The 21,218-nt window shown below is 52.6% G+C and carries 22 protein-coding genes; 15 read left to right on the forward strand and 7 right to left on the reverse strand.

Features of this window, described 5'->3' with window-relative positions; all coding sequences use genetic code 11:
• Position 1: 1 nt before the first annotated feature.
• On the forward strand, positions 2 to 1,000 hold the full coding sequence (locus tag ACRZ91_RS18895) for an ABC transporter ATP-binding protein (protein ID WP_170781972.1): 999 nt from the start codon (positions 2 to 4) through the stop codon (positions 998 to 1,000).
• A 223-nt stretch (positions 1,001 to 1,223) separates the two neighbouring features.
• Here ACRZ91_RS18895 and ACRZ91_RS18900 read toward each other — a convergent pair whose 3' ends face one another.
• Positions 1,224 to 2,153, reverse strand: a complete 930-nt coding sequence (locus tag ACRZ91_RS18900) for a permease (protein WP_480655479.1) — start codon at positions 2,151 to 2,153, stop codon at positions 1,224 to 1,226.
• A gap of 105 nt (positions 2,154 to 2,258) precedes the next feature.
• On the opposite strand from ACRZ91_RS18900, the gene ACRZ91_RS18905 reads away from it, so the two are divergent.
• A complete protein-coding gene (locus tag ACRZ91_RS18905) occupies positions 2,259 to 2,591 on the forward strand; it encodes a winged helix-turn-helix domain-containing protein (protein ID WP_170543803.1) in 333 nt (110 codons plus the stop codon).
• Between the two features lie 96 nt (positions 2,592 to 2,687).
• On the opposite strand, the gene ggt is transcribed toward ACRZ91_RS18905, so the two are convergent.
• From ggt to ACRZ91_RS18930, 5 genes are all read right to left on the reverse strand, one after another.
• On the reverse strand, positions 2,688 to 4,505 hold the full coding sequence (ggt, locus tag ACRZ91_RS18910) for a gamma-glutamyltransferase (protein WP_480907769.1): 1,818 nt from the start codon (positions 4,503 to 4,505) through the stop codon (positions 2,688 to 2,690).
• Between the two features lie 284 nt (positions 4,506 to 4,789).
• The gene (locus ACRZ91_RS18915; RefSeq protein ID WP_480907771.1) at positions 4,790 to 5,947 is read right to left on the reverse strand and encodes an aminotransferase; all 1,158 of its coding nucleotides are present in this window, start codon (positions 5,945 to 5,947) and stop codon (positions 4,790 to 4,792) included.
• A gap of 230 nt (positions 5,948 to 6,177) precedes the next feature.
• The gene (locus tag ACRZ91_RS18920) at positions 6,178 to 6,516 is read right to left on the reverse strand and encodes an aminotransferase class V-fold PLP-dependent enzyme (RefSeq protein WP_480907830.1); all 339 of its coding nucleotides are present in this window, start codon (positions 6,514 to 6,516) and stop codon (positions 6,178 to 6,180) included.
• Positions 6,494 to 9,286, reverse strand: a complete 2,793-nt coding sequence (locus tag ACRZ91_RS18925) for a bifunctional aconitate hydratase 2/2-methylisocitrate dehydratase (RefSeq protein ID WP_480907773.1) — start codon at positions 9,284 to 9,286, stop codon at positions 6,494 to 6,496. Before ACRZ91_RS18925 ends, ACRZ91_RS18920 begins: the two co-directional genes overlap by 23 nt.
• A 267-nt stretch (positions 9,287 to 9,553) precedes the next feature.
• The gene (locus tag ACRZ91_RS18930; RefSeq protein WP_480907775.1) at positions 9,554 to 9,790 is read right to left on the reverse strand and encodes a hypothetical protein; all 237 of its coding nucleotides are present in this window, start codon (positions 9,788 to 9,790) and stop codon (positions 9,554 to 9,556) included.
• Between the two features lie 36 nt (positions 9,791 to 9,826).
• On the opposite strand from ACRZ91_RS18930, the gene ACRZ91_RS18935 reads away from it, so the two are divergent.
• The gene (locus ACRZ91_RS18935; RefSeq protein ID WP_170543810.1) at positions 9,827 to 10,498 is read left to right on the forward strand and encodes a DUF1045 domain-containing protein; all 672 of its coding nucleotides are present in this window, start codon (positions 9,827 to 9,829) and stop codon (positions 10,496 to 10,498) included.
• Between the two features lie 49 nt (positions 10,499 to 10,547).
• Here the strand turns inward: ACRZ91_RS18935 and ACRZ91_RS18940 are convergent, their stop codons facing one another.
• The gene (locus ACRZ91_RS18940; RefSeq protein WP_480907777.1) at positions 10,548 to 11,288 is read right to left on the reverse strand and encodes a phosphate/phosphite/phosphonate ABC transporter substrate-binding protein; all 741 of its coding nucleotides are present in this window, start codon (positions 11,286 to 11,288) and stop codon (positions 10,548 to 10,550) included.
• A 121-nt stretch (positions 11,289 to 11,409) separates the two neighbouring features.
• Between ACRZ91_RS18940 and ACRZ91_RS18945 the strand changes: the two genes are divergently transcribed.
• From ACRZ91_RS18945 to ACRZ91_RS19000, 12 genes are all read left to right on the forward strand, one after another.
• Positions 11,410 to 12,243 carry an arsenate reductase/protein-tyrosine-phosphatase family protein gene (locus ACRZ91_RS18945; protein WP_480907779.1) on the forward strand — a complete coding sequence of 278 codons (834 nt, stop codon included), beginning with the start codon at positions 11,410 to 11,412 and terminating at the stop codon, positions 12,241 to 12,243.
• The gene (locus tag ACRZ91_RS18950) at positions 12,240 to 13,238 is read left to right on the forward strand and encodes an ArsJ-associated glyceraldehyde-3-phosphate dehydrogenase (RefSeq protein ID WP_480907781.1); all 999 of its coding nucleotides are present in this window, start codon (positions 12,240 to 12,242) and stop codon (positions 13,236 to 13,238) included. Before ACRZ91_RS18945 ends, ACRZ91_RS18950 begins: the two co-directional genes overlap by 4 nt.
• Entirely contained in the window at positions 13,235 to 14,500 is a 1,266-nt protein-coding gene (gene arsJ / locus ACRZ91_RS18955) for an organoarsenical effux MFS transporter ArsJ (protein ID WP_170471914.1), read from the forward strand. Before ACRZ91_RS18950 ends, arsJ begins: the two co-directional genes overlap by 4 nt.
• On the forward strand, positions 14,497 to 15,513 hold the full coding sequence (gene arsB, locus ACRZ91_RS18960) for an ACR3 family arsenite efflux transporter (protein WP_170471912.1): 1,017 nt from the start codon (positions 14,497 to 14,499) through the stop codon (positions 15,511 to 15,513). The genes arsJ and arsB overlap by 4 nt, the downstream gene beginning before the upstream one ends.
• A 345-nt stretch (positions 15,514 to 15,858) precedes the next feature.
• Positions 15,859 to 16,515: a DUF7056 domain-containing protein gene (locus ACRZ91_RS18965; RefSeq protein ID WP_480907832.1), complete on the forward strand. Its 657-nt coding sequence runs from the start codon at positions 15,859 to 15,861 to the stop codon at positions 16,513 to 16,515.
• A 441-nt stretch (positions 16,516 to 16,956) separates the two neighbouring features.
• Positions 16,957 to 18,273, forward strand: a complete 1,317-nt coding sequence (locus ACRZ91_RS18970) for a TolC family protein (RefSeq protein WP_480907784.1) — start codon at positions 16,957 to 16,959, stop codon at positions 18,271 to 18,273.
• An 8-nt stretch (positions 18,274 to 18,281) separates the two neighbouring features.
• A complete protein-coding gene (locus ACRZ91_RS18975; RefSeq protein WP_480907786.1) occupies positions 18,282 to 18,551 on the forward strand; it encodes a hypothetical protein in 270 nt (89 codons plus the stop codon).
• A 188-nt stretch (positions 18,552 to 18,739) separates the two neighbouring features.
• Positions 18,740 to 18,916 (forward strand): hypothetical protein, encoded by a 177-nt coding sequence (locus tag ACRZ91_RS18980; RefSeq protein WP_480907787.1) that lies wholly within the window; start codon positions 18,740 to 18,742, stop codon positions 18,914 to 18,916.
• Between the two features lie 247 nt (positions 18,917 to 19,163).
• On the forward strand, positions 19,164 to 19,388 hold the full coding sequence (locus ACRZ91_RS18985) for a hypothetical protein (RefSeq protein WP_480907789.1): 225 nt from the start codon (positions 19,164 to 19,166) through the stop codon (positions 19,386 to 19,388).
• 50 nt (positions 19,389 to 19,438) lie between these two features.
• On the forward strand, positions 19,439 to 19,771 hold the full coding sequence (locus ACRZ91_RS18990; protein ID WP_480907792.1) for a hypothetical protein: 333 nt from the start codon (positions 19,439 to 19,441) through the stop codon (positions 19,769 to 19,771).
• 6 nt (positions 19,772 to 19,777) lie between these two features.
• Positions 19,778 to 20,083: an ATP-binding cassette domain-containing protein gene (locus ACRZ91_RS18995; protein ID WP_480907834.1), complete on the forward strand. Its 306-nt coding sequence runs from the start codon at positions 19,778 to 19,780 to the stop codon at positions 20,081 to 20,083.
• A 100-nt stretch (positions 20,084 to 20,183) separates the two neighbouring features.
• Complete coding sequence (locus ACRZ91_RS19000; protein WP_480907794.1) at positions 20,184 to 20,576, forward strand: beta-barrel domain-containing protein; 393 nt, start codon at positions 20,184 to 20,186, stop codon at positions 20,574 to 20,576.
• The last annotated feature ends 642 nt before the right edge of the window (positions 20,577 to 21,218 follow it).

Genomic DNA, 21,218 nt, shown 5'->3' on the forward strand with positions numbered 1-21,218 from the left:
AATGAGTTCTGAATACCTAATCCAAACACGCGATCTTTCGGTTGGTTTCCCGGTGGGTGGTCAACTCTTCAATAGGCGGGTCCTGAAGGCGGTTAATCATGTTACTCTCGACATCCCAAAGGGGTCGTTCTTTGGGGTGGTCGGTGAAAGCGGGTCTGGAAAAACGACATTTGGTCGTGCCCTGTTGAACGCGGTACCGATCACAGGCGGTTCAGCGCATTATGATGATGGCGAAGTAAACTATGACCTTGGAGATCTGGCCGGAGCAGATCTTAAAGAATACCGGCGAAGGGCACAGTTGATTTTTCAGGATCCCTACGCAGCGTTGTCGCCACGCATGACGGTGCGCGACATTATCGCTGAACCTCTTGAAGTTATGGGGCTCTGCAAGTCGCGCGATGAGGTGGACGAGCGGGTTCGCGAAGTGGCCGCGATGTGTCGGCTCAATATCGAACACCTGCGCCGTTTCCCACATGCGTTTTCCGGCGGACAGCGTCAGCGTATTTCGATCGCACGTGCCCTAGTTTCCAGACCTCGGTTTGTTATTGCAGATGAAAGTGTTGCGGCTTTGGACGTGTCGATTCAGGCCGATATTTTGAATTTGCTTAAGTCGTTGCAAGATGAAATGGGCCTGACTTACCTGTTTATCAGCCACGACCTGTCCGTGGTCGCACATACCTGCGATCATGTGGCGGTAATGTATCTTGGTCAGATTATGGAAAGTGCCCCGACACGGCAGTTGTTTGAAGCACCTCGGCATCCTTATACGAAGGCGTTGTTTTCGGCGATCCCTTCTCTGGACCCCGATGATAAAGGAAAAGTGCAGCGGTTGGAGGGTGAGATCCCATCGCCGACAAACCGCCCAACAGGATGTCAGTTCCACACACGATGCCCCTTTGCGACAGACCTGTGTAGACAGAAAGAGCCTGAGATGGAGATATGCGAAGCCGGCCATTCCGTTTCCTGTCACCGCTGGCAGGAACTTCAGACCGCAGTCTAAGTTAAGTTGGATTGCGTCCCGTTAAGCTGTTGAAAAAGGATCCTTTTTCAATTGGTTCTGCCTTCGAATTAGGGCTTTGCGCCAAGATATTACGCTCTTGCCGTTAAGCTGAATCCCGTCATTGGGCTGATAGCTCAGAGGGTAAGATCATGCATTAGCGGCTTAATTGGGCCAGTCGGTAGGAGTTGCCTGTACTGCCTCGAATAGTCCACTTTTCGAAAGTCTAGCTGCCCAACGGTGTGAAAGCGTAGAAGAAACCTGCAATCATCGCCATGGACAGAATGACAAATAGAAAAGCCGCGATCATGGGCAGTTTGAAGATAGAACGTAGCAGGATGACTTCGGTTAGGCTTGCCCCAGCGCTACCGATGATCAGCGCCATTACAGCACCCAAAGACATGCCTTTGGCAGCAAGGGCGGCGCTCAGCGGGATGACCGCTTCTGCACGAATGTAAAGCGGGATGCCAATTACGGCGGATATCGGGATTGCTAGCAGATTATCGTTCCCGGCATACTTCGTGATCAGATCGGTGGGCAGGAAACCGTAAATCATGGATCCGATTAATATACCGACTAACAAATAGGGCAGCACGGTTTTAAAATCTTTCCAGGTGCTTTTCCATACCCGCCCCCATTGGCTGTTGGGTTTGATCTCGGCCGATCGGCTTGCCCCACATCCAGCGGATGGGGCTGGGGCCTCATATGCGGCGGGCTCTACAAAGCGTTCAAAGCCAAGTTTTTCGAGTGCGAAACCGGCGAATATCGAAACGCCGAGGGCGATTACAAAATAGACCAGGGTCACTTTGAGGCCGAACGTGACAGCGAACAAACCGATGATGATAGGGTTCAACAAAGGGCTGGAGAATAAAAAGACCATCATCGGCCCAAATCCGGCCCGTGCTCTGAGCAGTCCTTTCAGAAATGGGATGGTGGAGCATGAGCAGAATGGGGTTACTGCACCCAACATAGCTGAAATTACATAGCCACGACCATTGCGTGAACTGAGGATGGCTTGAATGCGCGCGGGCGAGACATAAGCCTGCAGCAGGCCGACGCCATAGCTGATGATCAGAAAAAGCAATGTCAGTTCAACCGCGAGGAAGGTGAACATACTGAGTGTTTCCTGCACAGCAGTCAGGGTTGATTGGGACATGATGTCATACTCTATTATATTACTAGAAATATCGAAATAATAGCAATTCAAACTTGTGTCAAGGTATTACGGGTAATATCGTAATATTGAGATTGTGAGGTGAGAATGCAGATAGATGATGCTGCCAAAGTGCTGAAAGAGCTTGGCCATAGCCACAGAATTAAGATATTCAAAAGGTTGGTGAAATCAGGATACGAAGGTCTACCGGTGGGGGTTCTCAGGGAAGATCTGGACATTCCGCATTCATCCATGACCCATCATATCGCAAGCTTAGTTAGCGCGGGTTTGATAACGCAAGAGCGTGAAGGGCGTATTCTCCGTTGTGTACCGCAATATAATCGCCTGTGGGAAGTGATCGAATTTCTTCAGGACGAATGTTGCGCTGATCAAGGGGGCGACCCAAACCGACCGGTTTTTAAGGCACCTCCTACCGATTGAGTGCCCCCGCAGCGATGTGTTTTTGACAGTCGATAGTCCGATTTAATAAGGCGGCTGTTGATCAGCCGCCTTTCCATCTTTGCATTATCGATGCGATTACTCGCCCAATGCGATGCCTTCGCGACGCGGATCTGCGCCGCCCTCCAATCCTGTCGGGCTAATTTTGATCATATGCAATCCACTGGTCAGTGCGCGGCTGTTGGTTTCAAATCCCATTTCTTCCAGCGCCGGAGCCAGGGCTTCGGCATCCGTCCCTTCTTCGAGATCATATGTGCCAAACCGATTGATCAGATGAGGAGCGGCTGCGGCGCTTTGGACATCCATGTCCCAGTCCAATACGGAAATAATAGCCTGTGCCACATAACCGATGATCCGTGACCCGCCCGGAGATCCAACCGCTAGAACCGGCTCTCCGTCCTGCATTACAATCGTCGGTGCCATCGATGATCTTGGTCGTTTTCCCGGCGCAACTGCATTTGCAATCGGGACACCATCACTATGTGTGGCAAACGAGAAATCGGTCAATTCGTTGTTCATCAGAAAGCCGCCCTTGGTCATCAAATGTGAACCAAAACCTGTTTCGATGGTCGTGGTCATCGACAACACATTTCCATAGCGATCTACGATTGAAATATGAGATGTGGAGGGCATCGACATATCGATATTGTCGGCCCAAAGCAGCGCGTGGTCGAACTCAGGTTGTCCAGGTGAGACGGTATCCAGCGCCGCTGGGCCTTCTAGTAAAGATGCACGGTCTTTCAGGTAGGTTTCGTCCAGCAGGCCACCAACCGGAACTGGAACAAAATCGCTGTCTGCGATATACCGCCCACGATCAGCAAAAGCGAGCCGCGAGGAATCCCCGATCAGACGCCATGCCTCTGGGCTTTCGGGGCCCATTGCGGCAATATCATAAGGTTGCAAATGGCCGAGGATTTGCCCGACACTTAGGCCCCCCGATGATGGCGGTCCCATACCACAGACCTCAAAGCTCCGATATGTCGCGCAGACCGCAGGTCTTTCCACCACACGGTAGTTTGCCATATCCAGCATGCTAAGAACCCCTGGGTTGCGTACGGCTCCACGCACTGTTGCCACAATATCCTCGGCAATTTCACCCGTATAAAATGCATCGGCCCCTTCGACCGCAAAACTACGTAGAGTTTGACCGTAGGCCTGGTTCTGCAGATGATCGCCAACCTGTAGTGCTGCGCCATCGGGCATGAAATATGCGGCTGTTGACGGCACTTGACTGAGTCGCTCAGCATCCCACTCGATCATACCTGCAAGGCGGGGCGTAACTGTGAACCCGTTTTCGGCCAAGTCTATTGCATCCTCAAACAATGAGGGCCAGTTTGCGCTGCCCCAGCGGCGATGTGCGTCTTCCATAAGGGCAGGGGTGCCTGGCACGCCGACCGAGATGCCACCGATGGCCGCGTCATAGAACCCCCGTTTTTCGCCTTCGGCATCCTGAAACAGGCGTGGGTTCACTTCAATTGGAGCGGTTTCGCGGCCATCCAATGTGGTCAGTTCACCAGTTTCGGCATCAAACCAGACAAGAAATGCACCACCTCCCAGCCCCGAAGACTGAGGTTCTACCAATCCAAGTACAGATTGTACGGCGACCATGGCGTCCGCTGCAGTTCCGCCTTCTGACAAAACACGAGCGCCAGCCTCTACAGCCAACGGGTTCGCTGCCGAGACCATCCAGTCTGAAGCGACAACGGGCTGCCCAGTATCGCGCTTAACCAAGGCGGCTTCAGCACGCTCTGACAGTTTATCCAGTGCACCGGCGGTGGCTGCTTCGGGTGCGACCGCATCTGTGGTCTGTTGGGCGAAGGCAGTACTGTTCAACAGCGCACTCAGAACTACAGCAGAGGCTGTTAGACCGCGCTTTTGTTTCGGTTTGGTGTTCATTGTTGGGTTCCTCCAAGAACGCATCAAAGCAAACAGTTGGGCAAAAAGGTGCGAACCAAGTAAGAAATACGATCACCGTAATGATACTGATCCAAAAGACAACGCAACAAATTCAATGCGGCGACTACATACGGGCCCGGGGCAATTCGAAAAACGTACGGGGCTTTGAACGAGGCCTTCTGCACGGTTCTTTAGAGAACCGTCAATTTAACTTAAAAAAAATGCAGACAGAAAACGTGGGTGGATCTGCATTGCATTCCAGAGTTTTTCTTGGATTGGCCATTTCAATTGATGGTTTCTGTGGCGAAGGGAACGCCTCTCTCTTCGAGCCGCTTCAGATAACCGCTGACCTTTTCAAGGCCGGTCTTGAGAATTTCAAGGTTGTTGGCGTAACCGATACGTAACCAACCCTCCATATGCAGAACTGAGCCAGGTGTTAACATCACCCCAGTTTCTTCCAGCAATGAGACACAGAATTCGCGAGACGACATATCGAAATCGTATTTAAGCAACGCGGTGGTGCCCGCCTGTGGCTTGACATAAGAAATCCTGGGTTCATTCGATACCCAATCATCAAGGATTTGTAGGTTTCCGCGGGTAATGCGGTGGCTGCGCTCCAGAATGCGGGATTTGTTTTCCAGCGCGAGGGCGGCGAAATAATCGTCAAGCATTCCAACGCTGATCGTGTTGTAATCGCGATGGATGGAGACCGCCTTCAGCACCTCCGTTGCCGCTGCGATCCAACCCAGTCTCAATCCTGCCAGCGAAAAGGTCTTGGACATACCAGCCACGCTGATACCTCCTTCATAGAGGTCCGCTATCGCGGGGCAGAATCCGTCACCGGTTTGGCTGGTGCCACGATACACCTCGTCACACAGCACATAGGCCTGACTGCGCCGGGCAATCTCAATGAATTGCTCCAGGTAGCCGGCATCCATCAAAGCGCCGGTCGGATTGTTGGGGTTGTTGATTGCGATCAACTTTGTGTCTGGTCGGATTAATGCGGCGAACTCATCGAGATCGGGCAAAAAGCCGTTTTCCGGCCTCAGCTGAAGGATATCAACGGTGGCGCCATAACTCTCGGGGATTGAATAATGCTGCTGATAGGTCGGTCGGACCGAGATCACATGGTCGCCCGGTTCAACCAGCGTTTCATGGACCAGTGCATTGGCCCCAATCGCCCCGTGTGTGACGACAATATTTCGGCGCTCTTGCCGCTCGTAAAGCGTCGCAATCGCATCACGCAATCGGTCAGACCCTTCGATCGCGCCATAGGTCAGCTTCATTGGTCTGAGGTCATCTAGAACGTCGGAGTTCTTGCCAGACAATTCCAAAAGCTGCTCGATTGTCAGAGATGCAACACAGGTTTCGGCCAGATTGAACTCGCAATGGTTTTCGAATTCATTCATCCAGATCTCAACGCCAAAAGGCTTGATTTTCATCTCATCTCTCCCTGTTGCTCAGTCCTTGCGCCTGAGGAAGTTTCCAGATGCCACAAACCATGGCGAAGCCCTCAAGGTCCAAGTCGACTGAACGGAAATATGCTGACCTGGTGTAGTCAGGTAACCGAGCCTTGTCGCAGGGCAGTGAACCCAGATCGCCACTGTTCTGATCCGACGACCAACCATGGTCAACCCCTGCGATCCATATCTCCGCCGCTGCCTCCAGTGGCTCAACCGATTTCCTCAAAATAGCGTACAGTCGCCGACAGGCCCACCAGCATGTCGTATTGAGGGGTGCCCATCGCATATCGGTTCGGGTTTGCATCCGACACGCACCGCCCCTTGTAGGGGAAAAGCGAAGTCAACAACGCCAGACGTCCCCAGACAATACCCAAATGCGGTCTGAAAAACTTGTACGAGGAGAAGGCCAGAAAATCATAGCCCAGTTCTTTAACGTCGACCAAGTGATGCGGCGCAAATTGCACCGCATCTACAAAGACCAACACCCCTGCATCTTCCACCGTCTTCCCGATGTTGATCGCCGATCTAGAAATGTACGGACAGACCAGCCAAGGGCTTCTGGATTGGAGGTGCGAACTTGGTCAGATCGATGCCTTCAACTGCTGTTTTGTATTCATCCAGCGTTGGTGTACGTCCCAGAATTGCCGATAGGACAACAACAGGAGTTGAGCCCAACAAGGATTCACCCTTTTTGGTTTCGGAATCCGCAACTACCCGGCCTTGGAACAGGCGTGTCGATGTGGCTAGAACCGTATCCCCTTTGGCCGCTTTTTCCTGGTTGCCCATGCAAAGGTTGCAGCCCGGACGTTCAAGATAAAGGATGTTTTCGTATTCGGTACGGGCCTGGACCTTAGGTGCAGCATCGTCGAACTCGAATCCGCAATACTTCTGCAGAATTTCCCAGTCGCCCTCTTCCTTCAATTCATCAACAATATTGTAAGTCGGAGCGGCCACGACGAGCGGAGCCTTAAATGTGACATCGCCCTGATCAGCCTCGAGATTGCGCAGCATCTGAGCGACGATCTTGATATCACCCTTGTGCACCATGCATGACCCTACAAACCCAAGGTCCACTTTCTTTTCAGCGCGATAGAATGAAATCGGGCGGATGGTGTCGTGGGTATAACGCTTTGAGACATCCGCATTGTTGACGTCTGGGTCCGCGATCATTGGTTCAACGATTTCATCCAGATCGACAATGACCTCGGCAGCGTATTTGGCATTTTCATCGGGTGTCAACGCGGGTTTCCCACCCGACCTGATCTGCTCGATGCGCTTGTCCGCGATCTCGATCAAGCTGTTGAGCATCCGGGCATCGTTCTCCATGCCCTTTTCGATCATGATCTTGATGCGCGATTTGGCAATCTCCAGTGACTCAATCAGGGTCTCGTCGTTGGATATGCAGATTGAAGCTTTGGCTTTCATTTCCGCAGTCCAGTCGGTGAAGGTAAAGGCCTGGTCCGCCAACAGCGTTCCAATATGCACTTCGATAATCCGACCCTGGAACACATTGTCACCGTGCTGTGCCAGCATCTGCGCCTGTGTTGCATGAACCACGTCGCGAAAGTCCATGTGATCAGCCATCTTGCCCTTAAAGGTCACTTTTACTGATTCAGGGATTGGCATGGTTGCTTCACCTGTCGCCAGAGCTAGTGCCACGGTGCCAGAGTCCGCGCCAAACGCGACACCTTTGGACATCCGGGTATGACTGTCACCACCAATGATGATTGCCCAATCGTCAACAGTAATGTCGTTGAGGACCTTGTGGATGACATCCGTCATCGCATGATAGACGCCCTTCGGATCACGACCGGTAATCAAGCCAAATTTGTGCATGAAGGCCATCAATTTGGGCGTATTGGCCTGCGCTTTGGCATCCCAGACCGATGCAGTGTGGCAGCCCGACTGATAGGCCCCGTCGACCGACGGGGATAGGACCGTGGCGGCCATGGCCTCAAGTTCTTGTGCCGTCATTGGTCCGGTTGTGTCCTGACTGCCAACGATGTTGACGCGCACCCGCACGTCAGAGCCTGCGTGCAGCACCTTGTCGGACGCTACACCCAGTGCGTTTGCGTTAAAGATTTTTTCGACCGCGGTCAGACCTTGATCCTCGACGCTGATTTCCTTCGAAGGCGCAAAGACACGCGGTGCTTCGATCCCCAGAGTTTCAGCGGCGAAAGTCTGCAGTTTTTTGCCGAACACGATGGCATAAGACCCACCAGCCTTCATGAACTCCATCTTTTGCGGTGTGAATGATCCGGCCATATCGACCAGTTCATCGCTGCCATCTTCGCTAAATAGTTTCTTTTGCTTTGTGTTGATTGTCAGAACGGTTCCGGTCGCAACCGAGTATTTCTGTTCCAGCACCGGGTTGCCGTCATTGTTCAGGATCGTCTTGCCGTCTTCGTCCGTCTTTCTGACCCAGTTCTTAAGGTCCACACCGATCCCACCGGTCACGCCTACCGTGGTCAGGAAAATGGGAGAGATGCCATTCGTTCCCGCCACGACGGGTGCGACGTTGACAAACGGAACATACGGGCTTGCCTGCTTGCCGGTCCAAAGGGCGACGTTGTTAACCCCAGACATGCGCGATGATCCGACGCCCATCGTGCCTTTTTCAGCGACTAGCATGACACGTGCATCTGGATGCTTAAGTTTCAGTGCCTCAATTTCTTTTTGAGCGTCTTCCGAAATCAGACATTTGCCGTGCAGCTCGCGATCAGCGCGGGAATGTGCCTGATTGCCTGGGCTTAGAAGGTCGGTTGAGATATCGCCTTCGGCCGCCACATAGGTGACAACTTTGATTTCTTCGTCGACCTCAGGAAGCTTGGTAAAGAACTCTGCCTTGGCGTAGCTGTCCAGAAGGTCTGAAGCTATGGCATTGCCTGCCTCATAGGCCGACTTGATGCGATCTGTATCGGCCTCGTAAAGAAAGACCTGAGTCTTGAGCACCTCAGCCGCATCGCGCGCTGTCGCTTCGTCGGTGCCCAGTGCAAGGTCAAGCAACACTTCGACCGACGGGCCGCCTTTCATGTGGCTCAATAGCTCATAGGCGAAAGCTGCGTTGATTTCTTCAACCTCGACAGTGCCCAGAATGATCTCTTTCAAAAAGCGCGCTTTTTCACCCGCGGCGCTCGTGGTGCCGGGCAGGGTGTTATAGATAAAGTGGTGCAGGCAATCATCGCGGTGCGCACTGCCGGTGTCTCTGATATGGTCGATAACTTCGCGGGTCATTGCACCGTCATCGATGGGCTTGGGGCTGAGACCCTGTTGCTTGCGGTCTTCGATCTCGGTCAAGTAGTCGTTGTAGAGGCTCATGTTATTTTTCCGCATCTCTGGCATGCTATGGGGCGATATTCGCGGCGGCATAATTGTCGCTGGATCAGTATAGTATACTTTCGTATACATTAGATTGACGGAGTTCAAGCGCCGGATTGCCGCATATTACATGAAAATCCTTTAGGCCATCTCGAATCCCGGTGCATTCCCTCTAAGTTTCAAAATTGCAGGGAATGGGAAATGAGAAGGTGGGCGAAATTCTTAAAGCCCTAGAGACAACCCTTTTCTACCTGCGATTAGTCAAAGTTACCTGCCGTTAAACAGCGCTTTTGCGATCGCTCCAGGTGCCGAGCAAAGGGGGGTGAGGGCGCGGTGCACAGACCCAATGTGCAGTGCATAGAATACAGTGTAGAGGTCAGCGCGAAGGTGGTGCTCCCATTCTTGAGTATCTGCAACCACGCCCTGTTCGGTGGTCACAGCCCCGGTTAAAACCTGATCAGGCAAAGCCAATCGCACCTTGGCAAGCCACGGAATGCCTGACACATCGCTATCACAGAGGATGCAGGATAAGAGGAGTTCATGTCGTATACTCGTTTTGCGATCTACTATGTTCCCCCCCACGGCCCGTTGGCCCGTTTCGGGGCATCCTGGCTGGGTTGGGACATTATCAGCGCGTGTGAAGCGCCTTTGTTCGATTTTCCCGGTTTGGATGGAATCACGATGACGCCGCGCAAATACGGCTTTCACGGAACGTTGAAACCGCCATTTCGGTTGGCCGGTGACAGCACAGCCGAGGAATTGCACATGCGCGTGGCTGAGTTGGCGTTGGGACTTGCTCCAGCGATATGCGATGGTTTGGAACTAACCAGACTTGGCCGCTTTTTGGCGCTGATACCACGCAGTGAATCTAAGGCGTTGCAACAGGTCGCTGCGGCCTGCGTCCAAGACTTGGATGAATTCCGAGCGCCTTTGTCTGTGGCAGAACTTGAACGGCGGCGGCGACCGGGGATGAGCGCCCGTCAGAATGCCTTACTGACCAAATGGGGTTACCCGTATGTGATGGACGATTTCCGATTCCACATGACCCTTACCGCACGGTTGCCCAAGCTAGATATTCCGGTCTGGACAGAAACGATATTGAGGTCTCTGCCTGAACTGCCGGTTCCGTTTGTTGTTGATCAGATCGCGTTGTGTGGTGAACGCAAAGATGGGCGGTTTGAGTTGATTCATCGCTACAAGCTCGCGGGTTGAATCAGATTGCCTTCCAATCCTTGATCCGAAGCTTCGATAAACGCTCAAATCAAGGTGGGTTGGGTATCTCGGCGTATTTGTCTTTTGGAATTCGGACGATACCACGCAATCCTAGAAGGCCCCGATCGAGCGGATCAAGGAGTTCGATCGCAGATTTCACTGCACTAAATATGGAGTCTGCGTCATTTCCATTCGCGGTAATAAGCGGCAATCCAGGTGTCGGCGCGGTCCAATCCAGAACCCGCAATTCCTGCGCGAACGCATCATGCTTCTCCATCAGTTTCCAGGACATAGCGTCTAGCGATGCGATGTCCGCACGTCCTGAGGCGACCGCTTGAGCTGATTTCACATGCTGTTCCGTATGTAGACGATTTTGAAACCAAAAACCGTGCTTGCGTAGATGCCAGTACGGAGCAGCGTAACCTGACTGCGAGAATGTCTGATTAAACGCAAAGATTGACTCGCTGAATTCTACGATGTCCTGTCGGGCATCATCGGAACGCACGACAAGTGCACTACGATAATATCCTGGGGGGCAGCCATCAAGCCCGTAGTCCGGTGTGCCGACCAACTCGACCAAGTCATGCAGCCAGATGCGATACGGCATGCCGCAAGTCTGGCTTAATACCAAATTCGGGTTTTTCCAGACAAAAAACTCTTCTGCGTTCTGAGAGAGATGTTCGGGGCCATCTATACCTAATTCATTTAGGTTCCGAAGTATCAGCTGCCAATAACGATCATGGGCCGCTGCCAGCTGCGGGCGCTGATACATCATTAGATTTGCAATCATTCTGTTCAGAGCCTTGGTTGGTGCACACTGTTCCTTTGGTTAGCATGTCTGTCTTGCATTGGAAGTCCTGACTCATAGAAAGTATTTGCACTCTAGATATAATTTCATTATTTCCCGAAATATGGAATCAATCATCTCAAACCAACTTAACACATTAGGCCATCCACATCGGCTAGCGGTGTTTCGGATGCTTATGCGGCGATATCCTGATCGGGTACCGGCTGGAGAGCTGGGTTCGGCGCTCGATATCAAGCCCAGCACCATGTCGAGCTATCTTAGTGCACTGCAGAACGCTCAGATCATAAATCAGCAGAGGGTTGGAACCTCTTTGCTTTATTCAATTGATATGCATTCTGTGCGGGAAATGCTCGACTACTTGTTCTTGGATTGCTGCCTCGGACGACCTGATTTGTGCATGCCCTTCGATTTGGGAAAATACGTCGAGGATGATCGGAAATTCAACGTACTGTTCCTCTGCGTAGGAAATTCAGCCCGCTCTATCTTTGCGGAATCTCTGCTTCGTGAAATTGCAGGGGATCGGTTCAATGTATTCTCGGCAGGGATCAAGCCTTCCTCTGAATTGAACCCGTTTGCCATTCAGGTGCTGAAAGACAAAGGCCACGATATCTCGGCTTTGCGTTCAAAGAACATAGCTGAATTCTCGGGGTCGAATGCACCAGACCTCGATTTCGTTTTTACGGTTTGCAATCAGGCGGCAAACGAGGAATGCCCTGCTTGGGATGGCCAACCGATTAGCGGTCATTGGGGCATGGTGGATCCGGTCAAGGCCGAGGGTACCCATGCAGAGAAGAGCCTCGCGTTTCAAAACACCTATGGTGCACTTAAACGTCGGATTGAGGCCTTTTCTGCGTTGCCGGTCGAAAGCCTTGATCGCCTCGCTTTGCAATCCGCCATCGATGAAATCGGCAAATCTGCCGCTGAGAGTACAACATGACAATTTATGCAGTGAATGGTCTGGGCCGGATGGGAAAGCTTGCCCTGAAGCCGCTTTTGGAACGAGGGGCACGTGTCGCATGGATCAACGACGCGGTAGGTAACGCCGCAATGCACGCGCACTTGTTAGAGTTTGATTCTGTGCACGGCCGTTGGGCTGGGTCTTTCGATCATGATGACGAAAGCATTACCATCAATGGAACGCACATACCGTTCGTCGGAACAAACGACCTGACAAAACTCCCACTGGATGGCATCGACGTGGTGATCGATTGCACGGGTGCCTTCAAGACCGAGGTCAAGTTGGCCCCGTATTTTAAAGCCGGTGTTAAGAAGGTGGTTGTCTCTGCACCGGTCAAGGACGGTCCGACCTCTAACATTGTATATGGTGTCAACGAAGATACATATGACCCCAAAATGCATCACATTGTGACTGCAGCATCCTGCACGACCAATTGTCTCGCTCCGGTCGTAAAAGTCATTCATGAAAACCTTGGAATCCGGCACGGGTCGATGACCACGATTCATGACGTGACCAACACGCAGACAATGGTAGATCGTCCAGCCAAGGACCTGCGTCGTGCCCGCTCGGCATTGAATTCGTTGATCCCAACCACAACTGGATCAGCAACGGCCATTACGCTGATCTATCCGGAACTAAAGGGTCGATTGAATGGCCATGCCGTGCGTGTTCCATTGCTGAATGCGTCGCTGACAGATTGTGTTTTCGAAGTTGAACGAGAAACAACCATTGAGGAGGTCAATGGCTTGTTCAAGGCTGCCGCTGAAGGGCAACTCAGCGGTATTCTAGGTTATGAAACGCGACCCTTGGTGTCGGCAGATTATACAAACGACCAACGCTCTTCGATCGTTGATGCGCCTTCAACCATGGTGGTGAATGGCACTCAGGTGAAAATCTATGCGTGGTATGACAATGAATTCGGATATGCGCACCGCCTGGTCGATGTTGCCTTGATGGTCGGGGCATCATTGTGACGCAAAGACCCGATGGGCTGCCGGCCTACATCGCCGTAACGGCCGCCTATTGGGCGTTTATGCTGACCGATGGCGCGCTCAGGATGCTGGTGTTGTTGCACTTTCATACTCTGGGCTTCTCACCGGTGCAGTTGGCTTACCTGTTTGTTTTGTACGAGATCGCTGGAATGGTGACCAACCTCGCTGCGGGTTGGATTGCAGCCCGGTTTGGGCTCGCGGCAACTCTCTATGCAGGTCTGGCGCTGCAGATCGTGGCATTGCTTGCGCTGACGCAGCTTGACCCGCAATGGGCCATGAGTGTCTCGGTGGCATTTGTGATGATTGTTCAGGGGGCAAGTGGGATCGCCAAGGACTTGGCAAAGATGTCGTCAAAATCGGCAGTCAAACTGCTTGCCCCAACCGAAGGTGGCGGTCTATTCCGATGGGTTGCTATCCTGACAGGATCAAAGAATGCCGTGAAAGGTATTGGATTCTTGTTTGGGGCGGCGCTGTTGGCGACTTTGGGTTTCAATTGGGCCGTTTTACTTATGGCGATCATACTGGCTGTGGTTTTGGGTGCTATTCTTGCCTTCATGCCAGTCGGTCTTCCCAATGGGCGAAAGGGCGCCAAGTTCTCTGAGGTCTTTTCGAATTCGGCCAATGTAAACTGGCTTTCGGCGGCACGGGTCTTTTTGTTCGGCGCGCGGGACGTTTGGTTTGTCGTCGGCATTCCAATCTATTTTTATGCCGTGCTTTCCGATGGCACTGAGGAAGCGAACCGCGCGGCGTTCTTTATGATCGGCACGTTTATGGCCATCTGGGTGATATTATACGGTGCGGTTCAGGCCAGTGCGCCAAAAATCCTGCGCGCGTCCGAGCGCTCTGAACGAGATTTGATACGCGCCGCACGTGACTGGGCTGCTGCTTTATTCTGCATCCCAGCAATTCTGACTGTCGCAGCCCTGCTGTCTACAGGGGCGCCGGTATGGCTGACTGTCACTTTGGTAATTGGCTTGCTGTTCTTCGGGGCGATATTCGCGATCAACTCTTCGCTTCATTCCTATCTGATCCTGGCATTCACCAAATCTGAAAGGGTCACGATGGATATAGGCTTTTACTATATGGCCAATGCCGCGGGCCGATTGATCGGTACCGTTCTGTCGGGCGTCACCTATCAATTGGGCGGGCTTCCATTTGTGCTGGGCACCGCAGCAATCATGATCGGCCTTTCTGCACTCATATCCTGTAAACTTACAGCACCGACCAATGAGGCAATCTTATGAGTATCTTTGAACGCTACCTGAGCGTCTGGATCGCGCTTGCCATGATCGGGGGTGTATTAATTGGCCAGACAGTGCCCGGGCTGGTCGAGGTTATCGCATCGGCAGAGGTGGCGAGCGTTAATCTGGTTGTGGCGTTGTTGATCTGGGCAATGGTCTATCCAATGATGGTTGGCGTTGACTTTAGTGCTGTCGCGGGCGTTGCGCGTCAGCCTCAGGGCCTGATCATCACCCTTGTCGTGAATTGGCTGGTAAAGCCTTTCACCATGGCGATCCTCGCTGTTTTGTTCTTTGAGTTCGTCTTCGCCCCATGGATACAACCTGAAGACGCGGCTCAATACACTGCGGGCCTGATCCTGCTTGGGGCTGCTCCGTGCACTGCAATGGTTTTCGTCTGGTCGCAACTTACAAAAGGGGACGCAACGTACACTTTGGTGCAGGTCTCGGTGAATGATCTGATCATGGTTGTCGCGTTCGCGCCAATAGTAGCATTTTTATTGGGCGTCACAGAGATTTCGGTTCCGTGGCAAACACTTGTGCTGGCAACGGTACTCTATGTAGTTCTGCCCTTGATAGCCGGGTTGATCACGCGCAGGTGGCTTGGGTCGCAAGATGCAATCGATACATTTTCGGCAGGTATAAAGCCCTGGTCGGTTGTGGGTTTGATCACCACTGTCGTCATTTTGTTTGGCCTGCAGGGGCAAACGATTTTGGCCCGGCCATTTGTAATTGTGCTGATCGCAGTGCCCATATTGGTACAGAGTTACGGCATATTTTTCTTGGCTTATGGTACGGCCTATGCGTTGAAAGTTCCGCATCGAATTGCTGCTCCTTGCGCCATGATCGGAACTTCGAATTTCTTTGAACTTGCGGTTGCGGTTGCCATCAGCTTGTTTGGATTGAATTCGGGTGCGGCGCTGGCAACCGTCGTTGGGGTGCTTGTCGAGGTCCCGGTGATGTTGTCATTGGTGGCATTCGCAAATCGCACTCGTAGTCGGTTTGCAGTGCCGGAATAATCGCCAAAAACTTCTTACGAACTGTCATGCGCTGATTGAATTTTGTTTCCAATCAGGGGTTCAGCGGAGCATTCCAAATCGCGCGTGTGGGGCTTTTATGCAACGTGCGTGTATTATCGCTTTCGGTCGTTTTGCGCGGTGAAGCGTGGGGTAATGCTATTACTGGGGCGGGCAGCCGCAATAGCAGTTTACGGAGTCCTGTTAGGGGGCGCCGCGATGCCACAGGTTCTTGCCGTGCTTTTCTTTGGGCCAGCGGAACTCGCGTTCAACGGGGGCAGTTATTACGAAGGACTTGATGCGTTCGTCTGGCAAACGCTATAGCGAAATTCTCTGCAATATGGTTTGGTGATATTTGGGCTCTTTGTTGCGGCCTCTCGATTTGCCAAATGCGATAGTGCTGCACGGGTATATTATACCTTTACGTTAGTGCTTTCTGCATTGGTCTTTTTTCATAATCAAACATGGCCGTACGTTTTCGTCATGGTGCTGCCGTTTCTGGCTTTCTATTGTGCCGACGCTGTCGCCCGTTTGATGCGGCGGTCAGAAACGTGGTATTCGCGTGTCATTGGTATTCTGGTAATTGTTGCTGTGCTGAGCACACTGCGAAATGTTCAATATTTGGCCCACGATAACCGTGACCAACTTGCGCTGGTTCAGCAAGCAGAAGAACTACTTGAGCAAGAGGACACCTATTTTGACGGCATTGGCATGATTCCCAGTCGTCGCATGGAGCCGCGCCTCTGGCTTGATGCACAAGCTGTCAACAACACGAAATCTGCAGGCGAAGAATCTGCCCTGTATCAGGCGTTGTTCCGCGCCGAGCCAAAACTTGTGATATTATCTTATCGTACAAACAATCTGGGATCGGAATTTGGCGCCGTGCTTGAGGCGAATTATGAGTTGCGAGCTCCGAACATTATGATGCCCCGTGCAACAAACAATTCAGTTTTGACCGATCCAGGCGATCGTATTTTGCTTTTTGAAGGCGTCTACAGTTACTAAGGTTAGCCTGCGATTTTTTGGGATCAGTATCGACTTAGAAAAGAGCCAAAGGTTCATACTGGGCTCGAGCACCGATTTTCTGGATGCGGGTGGCGGTTTCGACAGGTCGATTGTGGCGCAGGTAGATGACGTCAACCGTGATTTGAAGCTTGAATTGATGATATCTGGCTGGACATTGCGATCACGGATGAGGAACTGGTCGATGCAGTCGACAATGCACTGCAGGTCGAAGGAAGCGGTCTTTGGCTGCGTGCAGATGGTACATTAGGGGCGGCACGTGCGCAGTTGTTGTCACGCTTTAATCTAAATATGCGTGCAAAGCATAAGATTGTTTCTCCGTCTAAGTACCCTTTTAACGAGAACTTTGAATAGCACTTTGTTAAGGATATTGACCGATGATTTGTTGTCTGGCGCAGAATTAATACCAGGAGCATTGGCACCATGAAGGCTTGGTTGTCGGTTTTGATAACCACGATAGTTTTGGCAGGTTGCACTGAAGATATTCAGGGGAATCAGTCCTTTGATCCGACTGCAAAACCGGTGGAAGCACCCGCATCAGGTAGGAACAATCTGAAGGGAAGCGTTGCACGTACTGATTTTGCCGAGCTGGTACGAACTTCGGTCGCGACCTCACCCACGACAGCCGCAGGCACCGCGAACCTTCTGGCATCGAAGTCTCGAATCGACGCAGAGCAGGGGGCATTTCTGCCGCAGATAGAAGCCGAGACGTCTTTGACGTCTGGCGGTGATCCGGTTCCAATCCTGCGGTTGAGCCAGATCATTTATGATGGGGGCAAAGTCAACAGTCGCGTAGGATTGCGCCAGATCGAAGCCCGGCAGACATGGTTAAGTGAGTTGTCAGAGCTGAACGCATTAAGTTTCGAGGCCATCGAAACCATAGTCAATCTGGACCGCAATCGTCGCCTCGAACAGCAGGCTCGGCAGAATCTGGACCGCACGGATGTATTGGTTGACGACCTCCAGTCACGCTTTGATGCGGGGGCTGGATCTGTTGCAGATCTGCTGGCCGGGCAAGGGCGCAGGTCAAATGCCGAGACAGAACTGGCACAAGCGCAGACAGAAGTGGAACTGGCAACCGCAAACTGGGTAGAAGTTTTTAGGACCCGTCCCGGTGTTATTCCGACGATCCCACCGGCCCCGGCTTTGGCTGGGTCTTCGGCGGAGGAGATGGTTGAGCGCAGCCCACGTTTACGGACTCAGGTTGCCGTTAGCCAGGTGCGCCAGCAAGAAGTTATCGTCGCGGAACGGGCGACTCGGCCGACCCTGTCCGCGATCCTTGAGACAGATTTCGATCAGGGGTTCATTGACGATGGGGCGCAGGCTCGATTGGGCGTGACAGTTCCGATTTACCAAGGTGGTTCCGCACGGGCCAACGTGAAAACGGCGCGCGCGAATCTTCAACAAAGCCAAGCCGATGAAGAGGAGTTGCGCCGCGAGTTGCAGCGTAATCTGTCTCGGGCGCTGGAAGAGACCAATTCAATCCAACGGCGGCTAGCGACAGCCCGACGCGCGGTCGAGATCAATGAGCAGGCGCTGGATGCTGCACGGGATCAGTTTAATATTGGGCGCAGCACATTGGTTCAGATATTGGATGCATTGCGCGAACTGAACCTTGCACAGGTGCGGGTAATTCAACTTGAAGCTCAGGCGCGTCGCGCCGAATATGCTGTGCTGGCGGTCACCGGTGACATCTTGGACGCTTTGGGTGTCGCTCAGCCTACCGATCCGACCTTGTGACAGTCCCGATGAATTCTGCCACATCCGACCCGCTGATCAATCATCTCCGGCTATTAACGGAACATCTAGGCCATGGTCTGCCCGAGGCAGATCTATTTCGGGTTTTTAAGGGCAAGCCTGATGCTTATACCGTCGAAGACGCTGTAAGTGCGTTGGAGGTGGCGGGTTACAGGGCGGATTTCGGCAAGGCGCGGTTGTTGAAGCTTGATCCGATCCTCTTTCCGGTTCTGGGCCTTTGCCGAGGGCTCCCCTTTTGTAGTGCTGAATCGAAAGGATAGGGATCGATTTCCAGTGATTGATGTCTGTACTGGATCATCCGAGCTGCAGATTTTGCGGCGACAGGATCCACGCCCGAGGAAAGCGCGCGGGGTTCTGCGCGCCACGCGATCGCGCCGCTCGGAGGAGGACCGTTCAGCGCCACAGGGGCATTGGTTCTGGGCTGCGTTCAGCGATCTGAGTGGGGTTTATGGCCGCCGTGGTAACCAGCGTACTTGGACTGGCGACCTCTCCGTTCACGATGGTTTTCTATGATCGCATCCTGCCGAATGAAGCGGTCGACAGTCTAATGGCCTTGGTTGCTGGTGTGGGCTTTGTGTTGCTGTTTTGGCTTTCTTATCCAAAATCTACAGTCGCGTTTCATTGACACAGCAGGGAAACGGGCGGATAGGAAGATCGCAGAACGGCTGTTCAATCAGTTGATGGCGCTCAAGATTAAGTCACGTGGGGGTCAGAATGGGCGAATGGCCTCTATCCTGCGGGACTTTAAGGTGGTACGTAACTTTTCCACCTCAGCCTCTCTGGTTGCTTTGGTCGATTTGCCCTTCCTATTTGTATTTATCGGTGTGATCTGAGCCATCGGCAGTCCTCTCGCGCTGGTTCCGGCAATTGCTGTGCAGATTACGTTGCTTTCGGGGCATTTGGCGCAGCCATTCCTCAGCCAATATGCGCGTGAATCTAGTGTTGATGGTCAGATCAAACAATCAGTTCTGATGGAAACTCAGACGGGGCTGGAAACGCTCAAGACGACCGGTGCCGAACCGGTCATGCGCGCCCGCTGGGAGGAGACGGTAGGCGCGCAGGCAGATAGTTCCGGCAGGACGCGTTTGCTGTCATAGGGAACGGTGAACTTACCTTTCTGGTTCAACAGATCACGCAGGTCGCGATTGTGTTTTTCGTTGTGTTCCTGATCCGGGACGCGGTGATCTCCATGGGAGCACTGATCGCTTGCGTGATCTTGACGGGCAAAACCCTGTTGCCTCTGTCCCAGTTGGCGCAGGTACTGACACGTCCGAGCAAAGCGCGCGTGGCTTATCACCAGATCGATGCGATGATGGTGCAAGAGGTCGAGCGTCAGCCTGGTCGGCGCTATTTGTCTCGGCGCAGGATCGAAGGTCAGATTGACTTCAAAGGTGTCAGTTTTGCTTACGATGGCGCGTTGGGTTCGATTCTTAAGGATATCGATTTAGCGATCAAACCGGGCGGAAAAGTAGCGATATAGGGCCCGATTGGGTCTGGGAAAAGCAATCTGGCGCGCTTGATCTTGGGTTTGTATGAACCTGATACCGGGGCGGTGATGCAGGATGGTCTGGATGCGCGTGCCGTGGATCCGGCGGATAAGACCCGCAATATTGGCGCTGTGTTGCAGGATTACTGGCTGTTCTTAGTGATTCTGAAGGAGAACATCATTTCTGGCCGGTTTAGACAATCTCTTCTGGCTTCGGTCGCTTGTTTGCTATTCTTGGTACTCCGTTTCTTAAACATAGCGGTGGACCATTTCAGATGGAGAGGCTTACAAACTGGCTCCGCTTGAAACCCGTATTCCAGCTTTTCAGACCCGCCTCGCACGTGCCGAAATTCGCGCACCGACACGCGGCATTGTCAATCAGGTTTTGATTTCGACTTTGGGCGGAGTGGACCAGCAGGGTCAGACCGTAGTTGAAATCGTATCGATTGGTGAAACCGTCACAGTCGAGGCCTTTGTCGCGCCGGATGACATTGCCTTTATTCGACCTGATCTGGAGATAAAGGTACGTATTACGGCATATGACGCTTCACGCTATGGTGCACTGGACGGGCGGGTAACGCGCATCGGTGCGGGTACGGTACTTGCCCCGGATGAAGAAACGTCGGTCTATGTCGTGGAGATATGGCTGGTTGGAGCGTTGACGGATGCGGATGGGCAGAACCTGGGCGTGATACCGGGTATGGTTGCTCAAGTTGATATGCTGTCCGAACCAAAAACAATGCTGGAGTATCTGACGAAGCCAGTCATACGCGTAAAGGACAGGGTGTTTCGAGAGTGACGGATTACGCTGTTCTGTCTCCGCGCTCATTTTGTTACCGCGTAGATATCACTTCACCAATACGTGATGAGCTCTGTGCTGGATTATGGACGTTCCAGTTCCAATCTAGTTTGAATATTCAGCCATCGACTTGATTGCAGCGCACCTAGGCTGGGCCTAAGTCGAACCAAGAACGAGCCAAAGAACATGTTGCAGCTATCCAGTTCTCTCGTTGGCCTTGCAGTTCTTTGGCTCATTGTAATTCACGTCTGGGTAATCACCCAATTCGACAGGGCCATGTGGCGTAATTTTCCCGTGGTCGCCCGGTGTTGTCTCGTTTTTGAGCGTTTGTGCGGGTTATTTTGGCAATATATCTTTGTTCAGGATCGTGCGGAAACGCCCCTCAATCAGTCAGAGCATTCAGGGATTGGGTGCGCCGACAAAAATGTTTCTTCAACTGTTCCGCTCGGGTCGACGCGTGATCTGCACTCCATTGGAGTGGTTCATTTTGCGTATTGCCAATTGCAGACAGTGGAGCAGGGAGCGAAGGACCACTCAGTTGTGATTGTTAGTCGATAAGCGCGGAACCCAATTCTGAGGATAAGCTGTTTCCCAAGCGATAGCGATTGCAAGCCGGTGGTTAATCGATGGACCTTAACCTCA

It is taken from the genome of Ruegeria sp. O11 (assembly GCF_056535285.1).

Coding starts and splice junctions, on each gene's coding strand:
- ACRZ91_RS18915 (WP_480907771.1), bottom strand. CDS start 5,947: ATGAAAATCAAGCCTTTTGGCGTTGAGATCTGGATGAATGAATTCGAA.
- arsB (WP_170471912.1), top strand. CDS start 14,497: ATGAGTATCTTTGAACGCTACCTGAGCGTCTGGATCGCGCTTGCCATG.
- ACRZ91_RS18975 (WP_480907786.1), top strand. CDS start 18,282: ATGAATTCTGCCACATCCGACCCGCTGATCAATCATCTCCGGCTATTA.
- ACRZ91_RS18925 (WP_480907773.1), bottom strand. CDS start 9,286: ATGAGCCTCTACAACGACTACTTGACCGAGATCGAAGACCGCAAGCAA.
- ggt (WP_480907769.1), bottom strand. CDS start 4,505: ATGAACACCAAACCGAAACAAAAGCGCGGTCTAACAGCCTCTGCTGTA.
- ACRZ91_RS18940 (WP_480907777.1), bottom strand. CDS start 11,288: ATGATTGCAAATCTAATGATGTATCAGCGCCCGCAGCTGGCAGCGGCC.
- ACRZ91_RS18970 (WP_480907784.1), top strand. CDS start 16,957: ATGAAGGCTTGGTTGTCGGTTTTGATAACCACGATAGTTTTGGCAGGT.
- ACRZ91_RS18895 (WP_170781972.1), top strand. CDS start 2: ATGAGTTCTGAATACCTAATCCAAACACGCGATCTTTCGGTTGGTTTC.
- ACRZ91_RS18945 (WP_480907779.1), top strand. CDS start 11,410: ATGGAATCAATCATCTCAAACCAACTTAACACATTAGGCCATCCACAT.
- ACRZ91_RS18950 (WP_480907781.1), top strand. CDS start 12,240: ATGACAATTTATGCAGTGAATGGTCTGGGCCGGATGGGAAAGCTTGCC.
- ACRZ91_RS18980 (WP_480907787.1), top strand. CDS start 18,740: ATGGCCGCCGTGGTAACCAGCGTACTTGGACTGGCGACCTCTCCGTTC.
- ACRZ91_RS18935 (WP_170543810.1), top strand. CDS start 9,827: ATGTCGTATACTCGTTTTGCGATCTACTATGTTCCCCCCCACGGCCCG.
- ACRZ91_RS18900 (WP_480655479.1), bottom strand. CDS start 2,153: ATGTCCCAATCAACCCTGACTGCTGTGCAGGAAACACTCAGTATGTTC.
- ACRZ91_RS18905 (WP_170543803.1), top strand. CDS start 2,259: ATGCAGATAGATGATGCTGCCAAAGTGCTGAAAGAGCTTGGCCATAGC.